22 protein-coding genes are annotated in these 18503 nt (G+C 58.4%); 4 read left to right on the forward strand and 18 right to left on the reverse strand.

What is annotated here, in order from left to right; all coding sequences use genetic code 11:
• Positions 1-3: 3 nt before the first annotated feature.
• From ACO079_RS05075 to ACO079_RS05120, 10 genes are read right to left on the reverse strand one after another with little or no spacing between them, the layout of a single operon-like run.
• Positions 4-3882 carry a baseplate multidomain protein megatron gene (locus ACO079_RS05075; RefSeq protein ID WP_421792250.1) on the reverse strand — a complete coding sequence of 1293 codons (3879 nt, stop codon included), beginning with the start codon at positions 3880-3882 and terminating at the stop codon, positions 4-6.
• Positions 3883-3886: 4 nt separating this feature from the next.
• The gene (locus ACO079_RS05080) at positions 3887-4300 is read right to left on the reverse strand and encodes a peptidase P60 (RefSeq protein ID WP_421792251.1); all 414 of its coding nucleotides are present in this window, start codon (positions 4298-4300) and stop codon (positions 3887-3889) included.
• Positions 4297-5187, reverse strand: a complete 891-nt coding sequence (locus ACO079_RS05085; RefSeq protein WP_421792252.1) for a DUF2163 domain-containing protein — start codon at positions 5185-5187, stop codon at positions 4297-4299. Before ACO079_RS05085 ends, ACO079_RS05080 begins: the two co-directional genes overlap by 4 nt.
• Positions 5188-5190: 3 nt before the next feature.
• On the reverse strand, positions 5191-5820 hold the full coding sequence (locus tag ACO079_RS05090; RefSeq protein WP_421792253.1) for a phage distal tail protein, Rcc01695 family: 630 nt from the start codon (positions 5818-5820) through the stop codon (positions 5191-5193).
• A complete protein-coding gene (locus ACO079_RS05095; protein WP_421792255.1) occupies positions 5817-6347 on the reverse strand; it encodes a phage tail tape measure C-terminal domain-containing protein in 531 nt (176 codons plus the stop codon). The genes ACO079_RS05090 and ACO079_RS05095 overlap by 4 nt, the downstream gene beginning before the upstream one ends.
• On the reverse strand, positions 6337-6528 hold the full coding sequence (locus tag ACO079_RS05100) for a phage tail assembly chaperone (RefSeq protein ID WP_421792916.1): 192 nt from the start codon (positions 6526-6528) through the stop codon (positions 6337-6339). Before ACO079_RS05100 ends, ACO079_RS05095 begins: the two co-directional genes overlap by 11 nt.
• Positions 6525-6812 carry a GTA-gp10 family protein gene (locus ACO079_RS05105; RefSeq protein WP_421792256.1) on the reverse strand — a complete coding sequence of 96 codons (288 nt, stop codon included), beginning with the start codon at positions 6810-6812 and terminating at the stop codon, positions 6525-6527. The genes ACO079_RS05100 and ACO079_RS05105 overlap by 4 nt, the downstream gene beginning before the upstream one ends.
• On the reverse strand, positions 6809-7228 hold the full coding sequence (locus ACO079_RS05110; RefSeq protein WP_421792257.1) for a phage major tail protein, TP901-1 family: 420 nt from the start codon (positions 7226-7228) through the stop codon (positions 6809-6811). The genes ACO079_RS05105 and ACO079_RS05110 overlap by 4 nt, the downstream gene beginning before the upstream one ends.
• Positions 7225-7650 (reverse strand): DUF3168 domain-containing protein, encoded by a 426-nt coding sequence (locus ACO079_RS05115; protein WP_421792258.1) that lies wholly within the window; start codon positions 7648-7650, stop codon positions 7225-7227. Before ACO079_RS05115 ends, ACO079_RS05110 begins: the two co-directional genes overlap by 4 nt.
• A complete protein-coding gene (locus tag ACO079_RS05120; protein WP_421792259.1) occupies positions 7647-8231 on the reverse strand; it encodes a head-tail connector protein in 585 nt (194 codons plus the stop codon). Before ACO079_RS05120 ends, ACO079_RS05115 begins: the two co-directional genes overlap by 4 nt.
• Positions 8232-8310: 79 nt before the next feature.
• Between ACO079_RS05120 and ACO079_RS05125 the strand changes: the two genes are divergently transcribed.
• Entirely contained in the window at positions 8311-8493 is a 183-nt protein-coding gene (locus ACO079_RS05125) for a hypothetical protein (RefSeq protein WP_421792260.1), read from the forward strand.
• Positions 8483-9103 (forward strand): hypothetical protein, encoded by a 621-nt coding sequence (locus tag ACO079_RS05130; RefSeq protein ID WP_421792261.1) that lies wholly within the window; start codon positions 8483-8485, stop codon positions 9101-9103. The genes ACO079_RS05125 and ACO079_RS05130 overlap by 11 nt, the downstream gene beginning before the upstream one ends.
• Here ACO079_RS05130 and ACO079_RS05135 read toward each other — a convergent pair.
• The 7 genes from ACO079_RS05135 to ACO079_RS05165 all read right to left on the reverse strand — a co-directional run bounded on the left by ACO079_RS05135 (position 9100) and on the right by ACO079_RS05165 (position 14437).
• A complete protein-coding gene (locus ACO079_RS05135; RefSeq protein WP_421792262.1) occupies positions 9100-10317 on the reverse strand; it encodes a phage major capsid protein in 1218 nt (405 codons plus the stop codon). The two genes, ACO079_RS05130 and ACO079_RS05135, sit on opposite strands and share 4 nt — an antisense overlap.
• Positions 10318-10342: 25 nt before the next feature.
• Positions 10343-10795: an HK97 family phage prohead protease gene (locus tag ACO079_RS05140; protein ID WP_421792263.1), complete on the reverse strand. Its 453-nt coding sequence runs from the start codon at positions 10793-10795 to the stop codon at positions 10343-10345.
• 11 nt (positions 10796-10806) lie between these two features.
• A complete protein-coding gene (locus tag ACO079_RS05145; protein ID WP_421792264.1) occupies positions 10807-11046 on the reverse strand; it encodes a hypothetical protein in 240 nt (79 codons plus the stop codon).
• The gene (locus ACO079_RS05150; RefSeq protein WP_421792265.1) at positions 11043-12194 is read right to left on the reverse strand and encodes a phage portal protein; all 1152 of its coding nucleotides are present in this window, start codon (positions 12192-12194) and stop codon (positions 11043-11045) included. The genes ACO079_RS05145 and ACO079_RS05150 overlap by 4 nt, the downstream gene beginning before the upstream one ends.
• A gap of 8 nt (positions 12195-12202) precedes the next feature.
• Positions 12203-13516, reverse strand: coding sequence for a DNA-packaging protein (locus ACO079_RS05155; protein ID WP_421792267.1), 1314 nt, complete (start codon positions 13514-13516; stop codon positions 12203-12205).
• A complete protein-coding gene (locus tag ACO079_RS05160) occupies positions 13407-13877 on the reverse strand; it encodes a hypothetical protein (protein ID WP_421792269.1) in 471 nt (156 codons plus the stop codon). Before ACO079_RS05160 ends, ACO079_RS05155 begins: the two co-directional genes overlap by 110 nt.
• A gap of 104 nt (positions 13878-13981) precedes the next feature.
• On the reverse strand, positions 13982-14437 hold the full coding sequence (locus ACO079_RS05165) for a YcgN family cysteine cluster protein (RefSeq protein ID WP_421792271.1): 456 nt from the start codon (positions 14435-14437) through the stop codon (positions 13982-13984).
• 42 nt (positions 14438-14479) lie between these two features.
• Between ACO079_RS05165 and ACO079_RS05170 the strand changes: the two genes are divergently transcribed.
• The gene (locus ACO079_RS05170; protein ID WP_421792272.1) at positions 14480-16435 is read left to right on the forward strand and encodes a transglycosylase domain-containing protein; all 1956 of its coding nucleotides are present in this window, start codon (positions 14480-14482) and stop codon (positions 16433-16435) included.
• Here ACO079_RS05170 and ACO079_RS05175 read toward each other — a convergent pair.
• Positions 16432-17259: an ion transporter gene (locus ACO079_RS05175; protein WP_421792274.1), complete on the reverse strand. Its 828-nt coding sequence runs from the start codon at positions 17257-17259 to the stop codon at positions 16432-16434. The two genes, ACO079_RS05170 and ACO079_RS05175, sit on opposite strands and share 4 nt — an antisense overlap.
• Positions 17260-17407: 148 nt before the next feature.
• On the opposite strand from ACO079_RS05175, the gene ACO079_RS05180 reads away from it, so the two are divergent.
• Entirely contained in the window at positions 17408-18493 is a 1086-nt protein-coding gene (locus tag ACO079_RS05180) for a DUF2336 domain-containing protein (RefSeq protein WP_421792276.1), read from the forward strand.
• Positions 18494-18503 lie beyond the last annotated feature (10 nt).

An 18503-nucleotide genomic window follows, 5' to 3' on the forward strand; every position in this document is an offset into this window, starting at 1 on the left:
AGTTCAACCCGCTGAAACGGTGAGACTCGCTAGCTTTCCGGGCCCGGTACGCTGCGAGATTTGTTGCACTTTCATTTCGAAAGTCAGAGGTGCCGATCCCATAATCGCTTCAAACTCATCGATACTCATTTCAAGCGACGGCGTTTCGGTTTCACGCGCCTCTATAAGGACGCCGTCCAGGTAAAACCCTAGGAGATACTTTTCCTCATTCTCGTCGAGAAGGACGTCTGCAGATTCCCAGTCATCTCCGCCAATTCGACTTCGCCGGATCCACGAAAATTGCCAATCAGCAGTTTTATGTCGTGCCTTGAGGTGAACGGGCGCGAGAGGTTCAAGATCCCTGCGCTGGTAAACAAAGGTGTCTGCTGCATCAGTGGGTGGTTGCCCCGCGGGACCGGCACCGAAGAGGAGCTCTGCTGAGTGTTCGTACGGAGCCAATGGCAGGGGGCCAACGGCAAAATCCAGGATGACGCAGCGGCATGGGGCCAAGGCTTGGCCGAGTTGAATTGCATCGTCCGTTAGTAAGCCTGAAAGCCGATAGGCCCGGGGCGCCAACAATTCAGCGCGTTCAAATTGGAGCGTGAACCAGCCTCCCGATCCTTCAACAGCAACCCGGTTAGCACCGTCCAATACTTCGCGCGGGGGTCTCGTCGTGAGCGATTCATCTTCCAGAATTACATCAACAAAGTTATTGCGGTGCCACCTCCCCGGCTGAACTTGTTCCAGATCGGTCGCGGTCATTCCAATAATGGCCGGCTGCGTGGCGGTTCGGCGATCGATGAAGCTGGAGGGGGTCTCACCTGCAAAAACAGAGATGTCGCCGGGCCAGGGATCCGCGAAGACCGCCGCGAGCGGCCCATCGCGGTCGACCGTTTCATTCGGCTGCAATGGCATATCGATCAGAATGAGGTCGGGCTCTGTAACCGGACCCAAAACGCCACCCGCATCATCTGGCGTACTCCCGGAGAGATAATAGCTGAGCTCCCCAAACGGTGCAGCGTTCAATTCGGCGACGTCTTGTCCGGTTCTGCTATTGATCATCATTCGATGATCGTCGAATTGCACACAGTCGCCTGCTTCAATTGAAATCAGGGATGGGGCAAGCGTAAAGCGAATTTGGGGCGTTGACGCATGGGCGTTTCGCAGAAAGTCATTTGCCCAAGCTGACGCAGTGCTTTCATCTGCCAGCAGAGGCAGCTGGATATCGACGACAGCCTCCAGATCGCCAGTTTCCTTTCGAGCATACAGGCTGGAAACACGATAGTCCGCACTATCTCTTTGATAGAAAACCCGAACATCGCGCGGCAGTTCGCTCGGGTCAGCTTCAGTCATGACATACGAGCCCGCCTCATCCGAAATCGTGAGATTTTCGGCATCGATAACTTGCGGAATAGCCCGTCCAGGCTGAAGCGCAACGGCACCAGCAGCGCGGTCGACAAGCGAAAATCCGAAGGCAGCCATCAGCGGCGACAGCGCATCACGTGCCGACATGGGCCGGTCAATTACATAGCCGGATACCATCCCGGCGATCCCAGATGTGTCGATTACGAGGCCCACTCGTTCCGCAATATCGCGAACAATAATTTCGAGCGGCGATATTCCCATGCGGCCATTCAACCAATGACCCAGCCGCCAGTTATCGGCATCTGACCAGGCGCCGGACCGGACCGGAAAATCTGGAAAGGGCCGGGCGTCCCACGTCCATACATGAATGTAGTCAGGGTCAATCATCGACCCGCCATACACAGAGGAAACCGGATTATTGCCGGACTCGACCGCCCAGTATTCAAGTTGCGCTTCTATATACCGCCGTTGAATCAAATCGTCTCGAGAGCCCCCGGAGAAATAGGGCATGAAGCTCTCCGAACTTTTTGGGTCAACAAAAACATTGGGTTGATTGCTACCCTTGTCGATTGCCGGGCAACCGACTTCGGTGAACCAGACAGGTTTGGACTCTGGAATCCATGGCGAAGCAGTGGTCAGCTCTAAACCGGCACGGCGGTCAAAGTGAGGATTAGACCACCAGTTCCGGATATCTTTGTAGCGATAGACCCAGTGTTTCTGATATCCGCTATCGCTGATTGGCGTGCGCACCTGACTCAAACGATCGGAATCATTGGCATAATACCAGTCATACCCTTCCCCGCCCTCCACATTGCCGGACAGATAGGACAGATCATGCAGGGTCTGAATGCTGGCGGCATCGAGATGATCATCGCCTTCGCGCCAGTCGGAGAGCGGGGCGTACCAATCGATAGCGACCGCATCAATGTTGGGATCAGCCCATAAAGCGTCGAGGTGAAAATAAACATTTCCGCTGCCATCGGCAGGCTGGAATCCAAAATATTCGGACCAATCGGCCGCATAGGAAAGTTTTGTGTCCGGGCCGACGAGGAGACGTACTTCATTCGCGAGATCGCAGAATTGATCAACGGCCGGAAAACTTTCGCCATCGCCACGGATTGTAGTGAGCCCACGCATTTCGGTGCCAATAAGGAAGGCGTCCACACCGCCTGCAGCTGCCGCGATAGCGGCATGGTGCAGGATGAAGCGGCGGAAACGCCAGTCTTCAGGTCCCGCATAAGCAACGCTTTCATGATCGACGACAAAGTCGGAAGCGCTCGCTGTGCCAAAAAAATCGTCAACCTGCGTTGCAGCAGCCTGACTGCCATCCACTGTCCCCGGTTCGCCCGCTGCAGGGAAACAGGTGATGCGTCCGCGCCAGGGGAAAGCGGCTTGTTCGCTAGCGCCGTAAGGATCAGGACGAGAATTTCCTGCCGGGATGTCCATCAGGATGAAGGGGTAGAGTGAAACCGAGAACCCGCGTGACTTGAGATCCCGAATGGCTTCGATCAGTGATCGGTCGGACGGCGTTCCGCCATAAATGGGCTGGCCATCGATTTGTGAGATTAAGTAGGCCGTCGATCGGTCCTCGCCCGCGACAGACCAGGTGTGCGGCGTTGTCACCTTGTCCCGCGCTTCGGTGCCAGGCCAAATTTCGCAGTCACCGCATCTGAGGTCATTCCCAAACCAGGCCGATACAATGAGCACGGATTTGCAATTCGGCAAAGACCTTTCCAGATCATCAATGGCCACTTCAAAGTCAGACGCGCCGCGAGCATTGTTTATGTTGATGGCCCGCTGCCGGCCGGGACCCAGCACTTCATTGATCGGTGTTGTTGAATAAGCAAACTCACCGGAAGCCGGGATGAGGTCTACGCCCCGAATTTTGTTTTCCAGCCGATCCGGGCCCGACGTGTCTTGCGGGCTTCGAAAGACTTCAAAAGACAGGTTGGGAACACGATTGCCAAAATTGTCTAATCCCATGTCTTCGAAAACGATATAGGCCAGACCGCGGAATGCAGGACAATTGTCAGACCCCTCGATCGTTTCGATCAGCGGGTCGAGCGCTTGCGTTTCCTCGCCTCGGTAAAGCCGGAAGTGAACACCCTTCGGGTCGAGCAACTCTCCATTCGCCCAGATCCGGCCAATTCCGTCAATTTCGCCTTCGCAAATGCCGACGGCAAAACTAATCGAATATTTGTAGTTCGAAACGCGGGGTCCGCCTTTGCCGCCACCCGTGCTTGACCGGTGCTCGGTATATCGGGAAGCCCAGATCACCTGCCCGGCCAAACGGCCTCGGCCATAGATCAAGGGGATGGGAGCCCCTTCTGTTGACCCCTGCACCGGCAAGGCGTCCAGCCGGGGGCCGTCAATATGTCCCGGTCTGAACAGCGCGCTGTCCAAAACACTGCCAAGTGCGGCCCCCGCCAATCCACCCAGTGTCTGGCCCGACACATTTGGCCCAAATGCCGAAAGACCGTTTGGCAAAAGGGCCTGGCCAACGGATTTGCCCAGCGTCCCGAAAACGAGTTGTCCCATAAAGCTACCTGTCTGGAAAAGAGTAAGCGCGGCATTCGCGGCGCGACCACCATGCTGTGATCGCGGTTTCGCTGACTGCGCGGCGCCAATAGGTGTGAATCAGCCGCTGATGCGGGGCAAGAATGCCGCAATGACCCGCAGGGTCATTGTGTCGCCATCTGAATGTCATGACATCGCCCGGAACCGGTTTTGATGTCTCGGTCATCCAATAGTCGAGAGTTGCCGTCAGATGATTGTTGGCGGGGTGTTCTGGCCAGGGCGATACCGGCAGTCCTTCGGGCTCTGTGCCGTAGAGTTCTCGCCAGACACCTCGAACCAGTCCGGCGCAGTCGCAGCCCACGCCGTGCCGGCTGGCCTGTGGATGAAAGGGTGTTCCTATCCATTGGCGGGCAAGCGCAAGCGCTTCCCTACGGATCATGTTGGCGTGCCACGTGATCCCCCGTCCCGGCTTCGTTCTGAAGCTGGAGAAGCCGCGAGTGCGTCCAAGCCGGGGATTAATGAAAAGCCGCGGAAATTCTGTATGTTGGAAAACTTGTCCCGACAGGTCGCATGCCGCTTGTCGCATCCTGCAACAACATCAAAAGTATCCCCGGCCTCGACGAGTGACTGGTCGGCATCAAGCGTCAGAACAACCTGACCTTCCGAGATATGATGACGGCGGACGCGGCTCCGCTGGCCCGTTGATGTGCCGCTGGTCCATTCAAGCCAACCGCTCGAAAACCAGCCATCAGAGTAAGTGTTCAAACCATCAACCGCGAAACCCGACGGCAACAAGGCGGAGACCGTTCCAGAACTATGGAATTCCGCTGATGACGCATCCAGGCCGCAGCGTGGATCGCCGAAACTTGCATCACAATGACGCGAATAGATGCGCCCGATCGAGCGTTCCAGCCGGCGGCTGTAACCGTGAAGCTCGGCACGATAGGAAACGCCATCGTGCGAAATGCTGCCGAACTCACCGATCCAGGTTTTTACCTTCAGTGCAGGAGACGTCCAATCCACCCTGAAGACCTCGATCATGGCGCCATTCCACAGGCCGTTGCGCAAATCGGCAGCGGTAATCGCATCATGATCGAAAACGCCCGCAACCTCGCCAGTTGCGCTTTCGCGCCCTGTGCGGACATCAAGCTCGGAACCAGTTAGACCGGAGTCCGCTACATAGCTCAGCCCATCTATCTCCAGCTCACCATCGTGATCCGTAAATCCAAACACCTGTCCATCGCGTCTCTCCACCCGCCAGCACCAGCACAAAGTGGTGACACCACCATCAAGGCGCGCCTGGAGCTCATTTGGAACAGATAACATTGGTCAAACCAGAATTTCGATTAGGGGAAGATCCGAAATTTCGCCGGCTCTAAAAGCGTCCAGCGATATGTCCAGCCGGTCGGTATCGAATCTGACGGGCACGTCGAAACGGAATCCAGCCGTCAGGACATCGCCCGCATCCGGCGGGCTGAGAAAGCAGACCTTGCCGGTATCGAACTCGACGGTCGCATCCATGCCTATTTCAACTTCTTCACCATTCCTGCCGAGGCGTACGCTGCCCGGAACCGGCTTCTGGATCGGACGTTCATAGATGCCAGCCTGATCGGCATAGCGCTTGATGAGTTGGAAGTCCGTAGCCTGGCCATCGCCAACGCCAAGAGGCTGATCCGAGGGCGACACGGGATCGCCGCTGGCGTTATCAACAGGATCGCAAAACCGGAAGCCATGCAGCTGACCGCGCCTGGCCTCGAAGAAATCCTGCAGCAGGCGAAGATCGTGCAACGATTTAATACCCGGAGACGCATTCCAGCGGCGGCGGGAATGGGCCCATGGCGTGTTCCGCTCTTCCTTCCCGGAGGCCAATGTGACGATCTCCGTGCGCCGGACAGGTCCGCCACTCGCGCCCATCGCAACAGAAAACGGAAATTGAATATCGTGGAAAACCGACGTCATAACCGGGCCGCCCCTTTCCGCACCGCGCGAGCCAGCGCCGTCGCGATTTGGGTTTCCGTTTGCCGCAACTGGGAGGGCTTTGCGCTGCCCTCAAACCGAATAGAAATATTGATCGGGTTCGTCGTGCCAATCTGACCCGTGGTGCCAGGAACAAACAATTCCGGCCCGCGCTCTCCGACCAGATAGGCGCCGCCGGATTGAACCGGCCCGCCTTCCGCACGTGCACCCAGGAAAGGAAGCTGGCTTCCGATTTGGCCGAGCAGGCTATCGATCGGTGCCTGGATAAAGCGTTCTGTTGCCAGCCTTGAAAGATCCCGCAGGATCGCGTCCGCCATTGCGCTGAAGCTGAATTCGCCCGACCGCGCAGCCCGGCTCAGGGCCGATTCAATGCGATTGCCCGCTCTATCAAAGGCTTCACTCATAACGTCGGCTGCTTGTTGCGCCGGACCTTCGGCCAGGCGCAGAAGGGCGTTGCCGGCCCGAACAGCCTCTTCTTCGATGCGCTCTGTTTCAAAATCAGTGTCCATTTTTCTTGTCCGGATAGGCTTTCAGGAGATTTGATAGAGCGCTGCGTTGCAACGCCGGGGGGCTTTCCGAATGGGTCAGCGCCAGCCATTCCATCAGCGAGAGGGCCCAGAATTGGTGTGGCGCGATCCCGTAGCGTTCCGCCGCCAGCCGCAGCCAGGCCCGAAAAGGCAAGCCCGTCACAATCCGCAATCAAAGCAATCCGCAACGGCTTTCACCGCTGCTGCCGGGTCTATGCGCGCCGTTGCCAGATCCAGTTTCACGCCCTCCCCGCCTGCCAGAAGCGCCTGAACGACCCGAACGAGATCGCCCGCTGACAGATTTTTCATGCGCTCGCCCATTTCGGTAAAACCTGAACAGGCAAGCGCGGTTTCGATCTCGGCCAACGCACCGAGCGTCAGGCACAAAGTGCGTTCTTCACCATCAATGATCAGCGGCACCTCACCGCGCGCGCGGTTCATGGTCATGCGATGGCATCAAAAGAGAGCGCCCCGGCCGAGGCGAGCGATAGCGAATAGGTCGCTTCCCCGTCATGCCGCCCGGCATACTCGAGCGCGGCAATCTGGAAGGCGCCCTCAATGGTTCCGAAGTCCGGGATCACAAGCTGCCAGTTCGGCGCGCTTTGATCGAAGAAGGCTTGCCGCACGGCTTCATCAGCCGCCGCATCCACAAACAGCCCGGCACCCGAAACCGCACAGGATTTCAACCCGGCCCCCGCCAGCAATTCCCGCCAACCGTCCGGGCTGTCGGATGTGGTGGCATCGATGGTTCGGGCGTTCAGCGTAATGGTGCGAGCCCGCAGGCCCGCCACGCTGATAAAGCTTTCCGGCGAACCGCCGTCACCGATTTTAAGCAACAGGTCTTTTCCGCGCTGAGCGGTCATGAATTAACTCCATCAGTATTTTGAATGAGCGCCTGAACCCGCAGCACGCCATGCGCGAGCCGGTTGTCAGAAGTCCGGAAAACATCGGAATAGACGACCCGGCAGGAAATGAGCGAGAACCCGGCAGCCAGCGCGAATGAGCTTTCATGGATCGCCGCGCGGATGGTTCCCAACGCCTCTTTTGTGTCTCGCCGGGCGATATCTCTTGTCCACAAATGCAGCGTCAGCCGGTGTTCGATCAAATCGGTATCTGCCGCGTCGCGCAGCTCGCTGACACCCCGCCCGACCGTCAAATAGGGATAGGCTGTTCCTTCCGGAGCTCCGTCATGAATGCGGGGCGGATCGCCCAGAACCGTTTGCACCTCCGGGTGCTCTGCCAACCTTGCGAGCAGCGCATCCTGAAACACCGCCTCCGCACTCATAGCCGCACCCGTTTGAACGGAGCGAGCAGGCTTTGAACCGCCATCGGCAGCGGTCTTTCCGTTCGCCCTTCCCGGTTGAGATAGGCATCGGCGGCCAGCCGCATCACGGCTTCGCGCAACGCCTCCGGCACGTCATCGCTCGCAGGGCCGTATCCCGCCTCGAAAACGATCTCGATGCCGGCTGCTTCCCGGCCGGGCCGCGGAAACCCACCAGAAACGGGCACAATGCGGCCCGGATCGGACTGCGTATCGACGAAATAGTTCGCCGCATTCCAGACTTCGCCGGTTCCGTCGGCATCAAAAACCGTCACAGACGAAACCGAAACCAGCGGCGGCATTAGCAGCCGGAATTGTTGGCCATTGGCCGCGATCCGGCCGGGCACATCCCAGCGATCCAGCGCTTCAAGATAGGTCCGCGAGATCAACGCCCGACCAATTTCTGCCTCAACGCGCTGGCGTGTAGAGGCAATCAACTGCAATATAAGATCGTCTTCGGCAGCCGTCCCGACCCGCAAAAACGCCTTGGCGTCAGGCAGGGCAACGGGCTCGACCACCGGCGGCGTGACGAGTTGGAGTGTCATTGTGTCCCTTTCAGGTGATGAAAAAGAGCGTCAGTCGGACAGAGAAGCTAAAGGCCCACAGTCTTTCGGTCGTGATCTGTTGAGCGCGATCTCTTGGGAGGTTTTTGGCCCGTTCATATTGATCGCAATGATCGCAATCGGTGTATTCGTTTATTCGCTTTTTCCGCAGATCGGATATCTGGGCGCTGGCGGTATTTCCCTGGCAATCGTGCTCGTGGTCTTTATTGCCATCGGAAAGAAACGGAAACCGGATGACAGTTGATCATTCTTACCGAACGCATCCCGTTCGGATTGCGGTGATCGTTTGCCTGCCTCTGCTTTTGTCGTCGCTCATCATCGCGATTGTTGCCCATAATCTGGATAACCCTGCGGCCTTGAGGCTCGCAACACTCGTCCAAGCGGTCGCCTTTCTCGTTACCGGTTTCGCCGCAATCGGAGGCACCCGCTCCAATCGCTGGTTCCAAAGCCCACAGGATGTTGCGAATTTCCCTAGCCTCTATCCCAAGGAATTGGCCGCCCGCATTCTCTTAGCCTTTTCGATATTGTGCCTCATTATCATCGGGATAGTGTTCGAGGCTTATCAGAGCTCCGATGGCTCAGCGCCAGAGGCGCTAGCAAGCGTGTTGAACGACATGAATGCCACATTCCTGCTTGGTACAGCGGCTCTGACTTGGGCGATTGTCGGCAATGCCGTGTACGCTTCGATGTCAGCCAAACGCGCGCTCAAGGGTGACCACGGCCGAAACTGGCATGATGTGTTTCTGCCTCAGTTCATCATCACCGAACGCTTTGAGTACTATCAGACTTGGATGCGATATCACGGCCCGGAGCGAGGCCGGAACCCCGCCCCGGAGCCAGGCAGCACAGATTAGCTCACCCCAAACTTCAACAGCTTGATCGCGTTGAAATCCTGCACCCCACCGCCGACACGCTTGGTTGTGTAGAACAGGACGTACGGCTTGACGGAATACGGATCGCGCAACACCTGCACGCCCTGACGATCGACCACCAGATAGCCACGGCGGAAATCGCCAAAGGCAATCGCGTAAGCATCCGAACCAATGTCCGGCATATCTTCGGCTTCCGTCACCGGATAGCCCAGCAGGGTGGCCTGCCCGCCCTCGGTCAGGGAAGGCTGCCAGATATAATCGCCATTGGAATCCTTGAACTTTCGCACAGCAGACACCGTGCGGCGGTTCATCACAAAGCGGCCTTCGGTGCGATAGCCCGGCTTGGGCGCATAGATGAGATCGATCAGATCATCCGCCGGATCGCTCGCGGCAAAATCACCATCGACGCCCGTCGCAACATAGCCAATCTCACCCCAGACCGCCGACACATCCGCCGTCTTGGTGTAGTTCAGGAAGCCGCGCGGCTTGTTGGTGCCATTGCCGTTGATGAATGCATCGCTTTCCTGCGCGGCAAACACATCCTGCACTTCTTCGGCCAGCCATTGATCGATATCGACCAGCGCATCATCCAAGAGCGCGGTTGTCGCTGCCGGCATGGCGTAAAGCTCCGCCGTCGGGAAATCGAGCAGATCCAGCGTCGGACTGTCGGTTTCTGGACGCGCCGCCGTTTCCGACACCCAACCTGTTGCTGCGCCATCCAGGCTGACCGGTTTTTTGAACGTGTTGGCCGTGGTCTGTTTGACGCTGGCAATCGCGCGGATGGGCGAAGCCGTCGTCAGCAGACGATCAATCAGCGCCTCGGTTTCTGCCGGAGCCACATAGCCGCCATCAGAGCCGGTGCCGACCGACAACGCTTTGCCTTCGATCAGGCTGGCGGTTTCGCCGGTGCGCATATAGCCATCCCAGGCTGCCTTGGTTTCACTCGCAGCCTTGCCCTCCAGGCCCGGGCGGGACTGATCCAACGCCAGCCGGTCGAGGCGGTCCTGCGCCTTGTTCAGCGCCGCATCAATGCGCGCGACCTTATCATCCAGTAACGGATCAGCCGCGGATTTGGCCTCGATCTCGTCGAGACGCCGGTCATTGGCATCCTTGAACGCTTCAAACGCGCACAGCACTTCGCTCAGCGCCGCGCGGGTTTCCGCCGACGGCGCCGCCATCTTGGTTTCCTTCGTCATGTAAATCCTCTTGTTGAGACGATGGTTATGCGGCCACAGCCGCGGGCGCCGCGACGCGCAATCGCGCTTGCGGCAACATGGGGAAGGTCACGATCGACACTTCCCAAAGATCAATATGTTGAAGCTCCCGCCCGCCGCCGGAGCGCGGGGCAAACCGCTCGGTCCGAAAGCCAATGGACAAGCCATCTACTGCGCCCTGACGGATGAGCTCAGCCGTCGCCCGGCCTCTCGGCCCGGCCATCAAAACCCGGCCACTGACGAACAGGCCCTCTGAGTCCTCGCGGATTTCATCCCAGACGCCAACGGGCTCTCCGGCATCATGCTGAAACAGCATTCGCACGCCCTTGATGCCGCGACGCTGCAGACCACGCGCAAATGCGCCGCGCCGGACGATATCCTTGTTGAGGTCCGCCAGGCCAAACAGGCTGGCATAACCTTCTATCCGCAGCGGCTCAGCCACTACGCCGGTTTCTGTCATCAAGCTCTCCGTTAGTGTTCGCGTTCGTCCAGACGCCGTTCGATGCGGATCAATGTTTCCTGCGCCTGCAGGATCTGCACTTCCAGCCGCGCCAGCCGTTCAGATGCCGATTCATGGATCACGGCTTCATCTTCCAAACGGTTCAGCCTTTCACTGGCTGCACCGGCCCAGATCAACGCGCCTCCGGTTTGCATCACCAGCGCGACGACCACACCCAGCGTGACCGTCCGCTCCACCCGCCAATTTGTCATGACGCGTCCGGCAGACCGAGCAGGCGGCGCTTTTCGGCGTCGGTCAGAAAATCAGCCTCGCTGATCCGCGCCCAATCGCTAGTGCGTTCACCGGCCAGGGCGGGAAGCGCGCTGGTATCCGCCACGATCTCGAACTCGTTTTCAAACCAGGGCGACAGCCAGCCGGTGAACGCCCGGGCCGATTTCCGAACTAGCGGGAGCACCGTCTGCCGCCAGAACGCCAGATTGGCCTCCTTGTAATTTGCATAGGTGTTGTCGCCCGGCAGACCGAGCAACATCGGCGGCACGCCAAAGGCCTGCGCGATCTCCCTTGCGGCTTCTCGCCGGGCTTCAATGAAGTCCATATCCGCAGGGCTCATCGCCATCGGTTTCCAGTCCAGACCGCCCTCCAGCAACATGGGCCGGCCTGCATTGGCAGGACCGGTATAGGCGTCCATCAACTCGGCTTTCAGACGGTCGAATTGATCATCGGTCAGGTTCGAGCCCTCGCCCGCATTAAACACCAGCGCACCAGATGGCCGGGCTGCATTGTCCAGCAGAGCTTTCGCCCACGCGCCGCCTGAATTGTGGACATCGATGGACGCAGCCGCCGCCTCCAGCGGACTTAACCCGTAATGATCATCTGTCGGATGAAAGCTACGCATATGAAGGATGGGCGAGCGACCGCTGGCACGGTCGCGCGCAAACGTCACTTTGCGTCCATTCGCGGAATACTCCCAGCCATCCGGCCAGCCCCGCTTTCCGGGTAGAACACGCATCCGGTCGGGCCGCAGCGTGAACACTTCGCGTGGCGCACCATCAAGCGTGGCGACTTCGGCATAGGCATTTCCGGCGATCTGCAAAAAGCCGTAATGGGTTTCGAAAAACTCCTGAGCAGATTGATCCGGATTGGGTTGAGCAAGAAGCCTCGCCACCGGGTGTTCGCCCTCGCCCGCCGATTGCACAGCCAACGGCGTCGAGGCGGCCGCTTCAGAGATCAATCGGACACAGCGATGCACAATTGGATTGCGCGCAAACCCTTCCTTGGAGAGCGCCGCATAGTCGCGTGGTGTCCAGGCAGCGCGCGACCCAAAGGACAGCGCGATCAGTGGCTTGGCCGCCGATGTTTTGGTGGTCAGCCCGAGCGTCCGGGCAAGTTGATTGAGCATATTTCTCTCTAAAGCTGCCTCAGCCTTGGTGCCGACTGCGGCGTCATCATCAAATCCGTGATGCCCCAGACCAGCGCATCCACACGGTCAGGGCTTTGCGATCCGGCTTCCGGGGATCCGAATGCACACATTTGGTCTTCGAGCGCTGCAAAGCGCCCTGAATGTTTCACCCGGCCCGCCGAATAAAGCGCCGCAATCGGTTCCGCGCGGGCGCGCTTTCCCCGGCTGGCGCGGACCAGCTTGACCGGTAGATCCGGCCGGCCGGCTTTCAGAACCGCCGCGACCATGTCTCCGCCCTGATTGGATTCCGCGACCACGCAGTCGGCTTCAAATCCATCGAACGCCGCGGCAACTGCATCAGCCCAGGCCGATGGTTTCGCCGGGCCGAAGGAGCGATCGGCCAGCACGCTGGCTATTCGATCGCTACCCTCGCCCGACGCGCCTGCGACGATAATCCCGCATTCATCCGAGCGGTCATGGCCGGTTGCGGGAGGGTCAACCGCCACAACAATCCGCTGCGGGTCCACAGGGGCATCCGAGCAGGCGTTTTCAATATCGTTTCGGGTCCAGAGCGCGCCTTGCGGATCTTCGATCAGCACGCCATCCAGCTCTTGCCGGCCCAGCAGCGAACCGCCATAGGCGGCCTGCATCGCCGGGATAAAGCCGGCGGCCAGATTCCCGGCATTCTCTGCGCTGGTGGACCGCGTCATCGACACACCGGGTCGCTTGACCAGTGCTTTCAGCGCCGGGATCGGCCGGGGTGTCGTTGTGATGGTCAGCCGGGGATCATCGCCCAAGCGCAAGCCCATCAACAGCGTATCCAGCGTCTCCTGAGGATAAGACCAGGCCGCAAACTCATCGGCCCAGATTGTATCAAATTGCGGACCGCGAAGACTGTCCGGATCTTCAGCCGAAAACACGTAGCCTTCCGCGCCATTCGGCCAGATCAATCGCCGCCGCGACGGCTCATAGTTTGGCCGTTCGGCCTCAGGACCAATATTCCGCAGGCCGGACGGCCCGCCAATCATCACCTCTCTGGCATCATTCAACGTCGGTGCAACCAACCCGATCCGGCGACAACCGGCTAAGATCCGGTTTCTCACCCACTCCGACCCGGCCCGTGTTTTCCCGGCCCCGCGCCCGCCAAGGAATAGCCAGATCAGCCAGTCTGTCTCGGGCGGCAGCTGAGCGGGCCGCGCCCAGAATTCCCAATCACTCAGAAACCCCTTCGCTTGGTTCTTCGTAACCAAGTTCAGCCAGGCTTTTTCCTGCGCTTGCGGCCCGTAAGCGAGCAAGCCGGCGTTCAAGCTCGACCTTGGCATCTGTGAAATCGTCAGCCTCCACAGGCGTCCCAGTCGCCGCATCGCCACACTGATTGAATTCGCTTTCCAGCTTGATCAGCATGGCTAGCGCGCGCATGCGTTTCACCGAACCCTCGACGTTGCCGCACATCAAATCGGTCTCGGCGCGGATCAACTCACGGCGCATAGCCTCCAGATGATGCCGATCACGATCTGTTTTTGGTTCTGACCGGTGGCGGCCAATTTTCGTGTAAACCCATTGTGTGCTCAGCCCGGTTTCCTGGGCAATGTCCGCGATGGGCGTTCCGGCCTCATACTGCCGGATCCGCATTTCCCAATCGGTCCGGTCGAGACGCTGTCTCTTTGGCTTTTTTCCGACCATGCCGGTTTATAGCCCCGGGACCGCGCGCGACGGATTTCTTCCAAAGATTAATTTCAATATATTGTAATCATGCAGCTTTTATCTGCGCGTCTGCGGATAGGCAGTCATCTATCCCCGCTTTCGCCCGGCCAATCGGTCACAAACGCTTCGAGACTGTCTTCATCGACCTGCAGTTCCGAAATCACTAGGCCACGAACACTCATGCCCGCTTTAAAGGTCGATTGTGGATCCCCGGTGACCAGCGGGTGCCATTCAGGCAAATCCTGTCCTTCATGGATCAGCCGGTAGGCGCAGGTGTTTGGCATCCATTCCAGCTGGCCGACATTTTCAGGCGATAAGACTACACAATCGGGCACCCTGACGGACCTGTTGCTATAATCTTTGCACCGGCCGGTTGCGCCGTCATAGAGTTTACAAGAAACAGATGTGAAAAGCCGGTCCCCGTCCTCGTCTTCCAGCTGCACAAGGCAGCACTTGCCACATCCGTCACATAGAGACTCCCATTCTTCGCGCGACATCTCTTTCAGCGATTTCACTTTCCAGAACGGGTCGTTAGACATTAGGCCATAACCTTACGCATTCTTGGGAGCCCGTGCGGGTCAATGCCCCCGTTTAGAGCCGATCTTCTAGCTGAAAAAAGCAGGCGCCGCGAACGGCTGGCCTGGATCGTAACGATAGTGGTCGCGTTGACCGTTTTGATTGGCGGGGTTGCAGGCGGCACTTTCTGGCGGTGGGCGTTCTCAGACATGCCGTCATTGCCCGAAAATCTAGAGGTTCTGTGGGATGTCCGTCGTGAGAACTCGATCACCCTTGTGGACCGCCATGGAGAAATCATAGACGTCCGCGGACCCCTTTATGGTGCCCCCGCACAGATTGAAGATTTGCCGGAACATGTCGCGCAGGCGTTTCTCGCCATCGAGGATCAACGGTTTTACGAGCATTCCGGCGTGGATGTCTGGGCCGCCGGTAGATCTGTGCTGGCCAATTTGAGGGCTGGTGCGACCGTACAGGGCGGCTCGACGATCACTATGCAATTGGTCAAAAATCTGGTGCTGACCCCAGAGCGCTCTATGCGCCGGAAAATTCAGGAAATGCGTCTTGCCTGGGCATTGGAACGCCGCCTGACAAAGGAGCAAATTCTACAACTTTATTTGAACCGGATTTATTTTGGCGCGGGTGCTTATGGCATCGAAGCTGCGGCGCTGCGATACTTCAACAAATCTGCGACCGAGCTGACGCTCGCCGAGGCCGCCATGCTTGCGGCCCTGCCAAAAGCGCCAAGCCGTCTCGATCCGACGAATAACCTGTCAGCTGCGCAAGCGCGTGCAGCGATCGTGCTGGCCGCGATGGAGGAAACGGGTTTCATTTCCGCTGAGCAACGTGCCGCTGCGGAAGCCAGCCCGGCGGAACCGGTAATTCGAGAGCCGGAGACACGGCGCGACCCTGATGTTTATGGCCATGTTTTTGATCTCGCGGTTCAATTCGCCCGATCCGAAATTGGGGACCTTCCCTCGGATGTGGTTCTTCAAATCTCTATTGACCCTGACCTGCAGGAGACCGCGCATGAAAGACTGACCAGCCGGATGGATCAGGAAAGCGAAGCAGAACGCGCTGGCGAAGCCGCGCTCGTCGTATTCGCCTATGATGGTCAGCTTCTGGCTCTGATTGGGGGACGGGATTATGCCGTCAGCCAGTTCAACAGAGCCGCACAGGCGCGGCGGCAACCGGGCTCTGCTTTCAAACCCTTTGTCTTTCTGGCAGCGCTGGAGGATGGGGCGTCACCCTTCACCGCCTACCTTGATGAGCCCATTGATCTGGAAGGTTGGCAACCCCAGAATTTTGGCGGGAATTTCCGGGGCCGCGTAACGCTACAGGAGGCGTTCCGGCGATCCATCAACACTGTCGCTGCCCAAATCGGCGCGCAAGTCGGGCCTGAAACGCTTGTAGAAACAGCGGCGCGTTTGGGCATCGAAACCGAGCTGCCACCTCTGCCGGCGCTGGCACTTGGCGCGGTTGAAGTTACGCTGGTGGAATTGACTTCCGCCTATGGCACGATCGCCACAGCTGGCCTGCGGCATCCGCCCGTTTTTCTGCAACGGATCAGCAATTCGCGCGGAGATATACTGTGGGAAGCGCCGATCACCAGCGATCCGGAACGCGTGGCCGAGGAAGCCGATATGCTAACGCTTTCCACCATGATGCAGGACGTTGTTTTGAGCGGCACTGGTGTCAACGCGCGTATGGGAGATCGGCCTGTAGCGGGTAAAACCGGTACCAGCCAGTCCTTCCGGGATGCCTGGTTTATTGGATTCAGCGCCGACTATGTTGCCGGTGTCTGGGTGGGAAATGATGATGACACGCCGACACGGGACGTCACGGGTGGAGGCCTGCCGGCCCGCATATGGCGCGACTTCATGATCGACGCGCATTCCAGCCTGCCCCCGCGCTTGCTGGCGGCTCCGGCCCCACGCGAACGGACAGAATATGAAGAGCGGCTCGCAGCCTTCTATGCTGACCTGACAAGCGCTTTCGAAAGGGAGGTGAATGCGATCCCCTAGCGCTTCTCGAGTGCTTCGCGAAGCGCTTTGAGTTCGTCACGGATTTCCGTTAATTCCGCATGCACGACATCGCGGTCCGCCTGGGCATCCGCCTCACTCTTTGCCGCCCGCTCTTCCTCTTCGTCGAAGTGTTTCGATTGCAGGGAGTCAACGATGACCGCGATGAACATGTTCAAAACGGCAAAGGTCGTCAGGACGATGAAAACGACAAAGAACAGCCAGGCGAAGGGATAGGCTTCCATGGTTGGCCGCGCGACATCCATCGACCAGCTTTCCAGCGTCATCACCTGAAAAAGCGTGAACGCCGATCCGCCCAGCGTCTCGAACATTGGATTGCTCTCGCCGAACAGCTTTGTGCCCATCACAGCCGAAACGTAGAAGATAAGAGAAAGTACCGCGAGGATGGCCCCCATACCGGGGATCGCCTTCATCAGCGCCTCGATCACTTTTCGCATGTCCGGCATGATCGAGAATAAGCGGAATACCCGCAAAATGCGCATTGCCCGCAACACCGAGAAGGCGCCTGCATCCGGGACCAGCGAAATCGAAACGATGATCAGATCGAACCAGTTCCACCCACTCCGGAAAAACCGCGGCCCGTACGCAATGAGCTTCAGCGTAAGCTCCACGACAAAAATCCCGACGATAATGGAATCGATAACCGGCAGGGCATTGGCAATCCACGGCGTTTCAATGGGGTAGGTTTCCAGTCCCAGCGTAAACGCGTTGAAAAGAATGATGCCAATGATCGTATTGAGAAAAAGCGGGCTTTCGACGAAGCGTTCCAACTTCTGGCGCCAGCTCAGGCGGGTAGTCTCCGTCATATCAGCACGCTCCCGGGATTGATCGGCCTCAATATCGCTCACAGGGGCAAGGCGCAATGACATTTCGCGGAATGAATTAACCTCGGCTGGCCACGCTTTCTTTACCGGTTTTGCGGAAACTCAGGTTTCAAGAATTCTGGCGGTTTGAATGTCGGTCCAATCCAATCTTCACAAGCTGGTCGATCTGGCCAAGGAAAAATCGAGTGACCGGCGCCGGGAATTGCTTCGTGAAGTCACCGACCATTTCTTCGATGATATTCCAAGCGCAGGGTCTGCGACCCATTCACAGTATGACAACGTCCTCTCGCGCCTGGCGGAAGAAACCGCTCAGGATGCGCGAGAGGAACTGGCGGAGCGCTTCGCGGGAACGGACGCCGCGCCTCATGGTCTGGTTATGCAGCTTGCGCGGGACGTTATTGAGGTCGCAGCCCCGATTTTGAAATCATCCAACACCTTGTCCGAGGATGACTTGCTTTCGCTCGCGGAAGAGAAAGGCCAGTCACACCTGAGAGTCATCACACAGCGCGAGAATGTGCCGGAGTCCGTTTCGGAAACGATCATTCGCCGCGGCACAGATGAGACAGTCGCTTCACTCGTGAAAAACGCCGGTGCGCGCCTTTCGCGAAAAGCATTCGAAACAATCACCGAACGTGCGGAAACCAGTACGGCGTTGCACGAGCCCCTGGTCAACCGGAAAGAAATGCCGGCCGATCTCCTGAATGACATGATGGCAGTCGTCGAAACGCGTTTGCGTCATCGAATTCTTGATAGATTTGACGGCATCGACCCGGAAGAGCTTCAAAAAGCGATGGAAGCCTCGCACGCGCGCCTTGAGGCCCGCCTGGGCAATGATAAGGATGCCGACGAGGCCAAGCGATACATCAATGCGATGAAGCTTCGTCGCCAACTGGACAGTGCTCTGGTTATCAAGTTGATGCGGGAAAAACAGACAATGCGTTGCGCCGCAGGCCTGGCGGTGCTCGCGGAAACAGATCTTGGCACCGCTAAACGCGCGCTAGAGAGCCCGAGCATTGATCCACTTTGCCTTATCTGCAAGGCAGGCGGTCTGGATCGCTCGCTCTTTGTCACTCTGTCCGTCCTTCGCAATGCCGGGAAAGGCGACGCCCTGCGTGATGCACGCGAGTATGGTCGGATTTTCGACGAACTGTCTGAACGCGAAGCGCAACGAGCCTTGCGCTTCATGCTGTTGCGGAAGAAGGCAGAGGCCGCTTAAGCGGCCAAAA

Origin of the sequence: Hyphobacterium sp., from assembly GCF_965228115.1 — a bacterium.
Lineage (GTDB): Bacteria > Pseudomonadota > Alphaproteobacteria > Caulobacterales > Maricaulaceae > Hyphobacterium.

Coding starts and splice junctions, on each gene's coding strand:
- ACO079_RS05075 (WP_421792250.1), bottom strand. CDS start 3,882: ATGGGACAACTCGTTTTCGGGACGCTGGGCAAATCCGTTGGCCAGGCC.
- ACO079_RS05080 (WP_421792251.1), bottom strand. CDS start 4,300: ATGATCCGTAGGGAAGCGCTTGCGCTTGCCCGCCAATGGATAGGAACA.
- ACO079_RS05085 (WP_421792252.1), bottom strand. CDS start 5,187: ATGTTATCTGTTCCAAATGAGCTCCAGGCGCGCCTTGATGGTGGTGTC.
- ACO079_RS05090 (WP_421792253.1), bottom strand. CDS start 5,820: ATGACGTCGGTTTTCCACGATATTCAATTTCCGTTTTCTGTTGCGATG.
- ACO079_RS05095 (WP_421792255.1), bottom strand. CDS start 6,347: ATGGACACTGATTTTGAAACAGAGCGCATCGAAGAAGAGGCTGTTCGG.
- ACO079_RS05105 (WP_421792256.1), bottom strand. CDS start 6,812: ATGACCATGAACCGCGCGCGCGGTGAGGTGCCGCTGATCATTGATGGT.
- ACO079_RS05110 (WP_421792257.1), bottom strand. CDS start 7,228: ATGACCGCTCAGCGCGGAAAAGACCTGTTGCTTAAAATCGGTGACGGC.
- ACO079_RS05115 (WP_421792258.1), bottom strand. CDS start 7,650: ATGAGTGCGGAGGCGGTGTTTCAGGATGCGCTGCTCGCAAGGTTGGCA.
- ACO079_RS05120 (WP_421792259.1), bottom strand. CDS start 8,231: ATGACACTCCAACTCGTCACGCCGCCGGTGGTCGAGCCCGTTGCCCTG.
- ACO079_RS05130 (WP_421792261.1), top strand. CDS start 8,483: ATGACAGTTGATCATTCTTACCGAACGCATCCCGTTCGGATTGCGGTG.
- ACO079_RS05135 (WP_421792262.1), bottom strand. CDS start 10,317: ATGACGAAGGAAACCAAGATGGCGGCGCCGTCGGCGGAAACCCGCGCG.
- ACO079_RS05140 (WP_421792263.1), bottom strand. CDS start 10,795: ATGACAGAAACCGGCGTAGTGGCTGAGCCGCTGCGGATAGAAGGTTAT.
- ACO079_RS05145 (WP_421792264.1), bottom strand. CDS start 11,046: ATGACAAATTGGCGGGTGGAGCGGACGGTCACGCTGGGTGTGGTCGTC.
- ACO079_RS05150 (WP_421792265.1), bottom strand. CDS start 12,194: ATGCTCAATCAACTTGCCCGGACGCTCGGGCTGACCACCAAAACATCG.
- ACO079_RS05155 (WP_421792267.1), bottom strand. CDS start 13,516: ATGCCAAGGTCGAGCTTGAACGCCGGCTTGCTCGCTTACGGGCCGCAA.
- ACO079_RS05160 (WP_421792269.1), bottom strand. CDS start 13,877: ATGGTCGGAAAAAAGCCAAAGAGACAGCGTCTCGACCGGACCGATTGG.
- ACO079_RS05165 (WP_421792271.1), bottom strand. CDS start 14,437: ATGTCTAACGACCCGTTCTGGAAAGTGAAATCGCTGAAAGAGATGTCG.
- ACO079_RS05170 (WP_421792272.1), top strand. CDS start 14,480: ATGCCCCCGTTTAGAGCCGATCTTCTAGCTGAAAAAAGCAGGCGCCGC.
- ACO079_RS05175 (WP_421792274.1), bottom strand. CDS start 17,259: ATGACGGAGACTACCCGCCTGAGCTGGCGCCAGAAGTTGGAACGCTTC.
- ACO079_RS05180 (WP_421792276.1), top strand. CDS start 17,408: ATGTCGGTCCAATCCAATCTTCACAAGCTGGTCGATCTGGCCAAGGAA.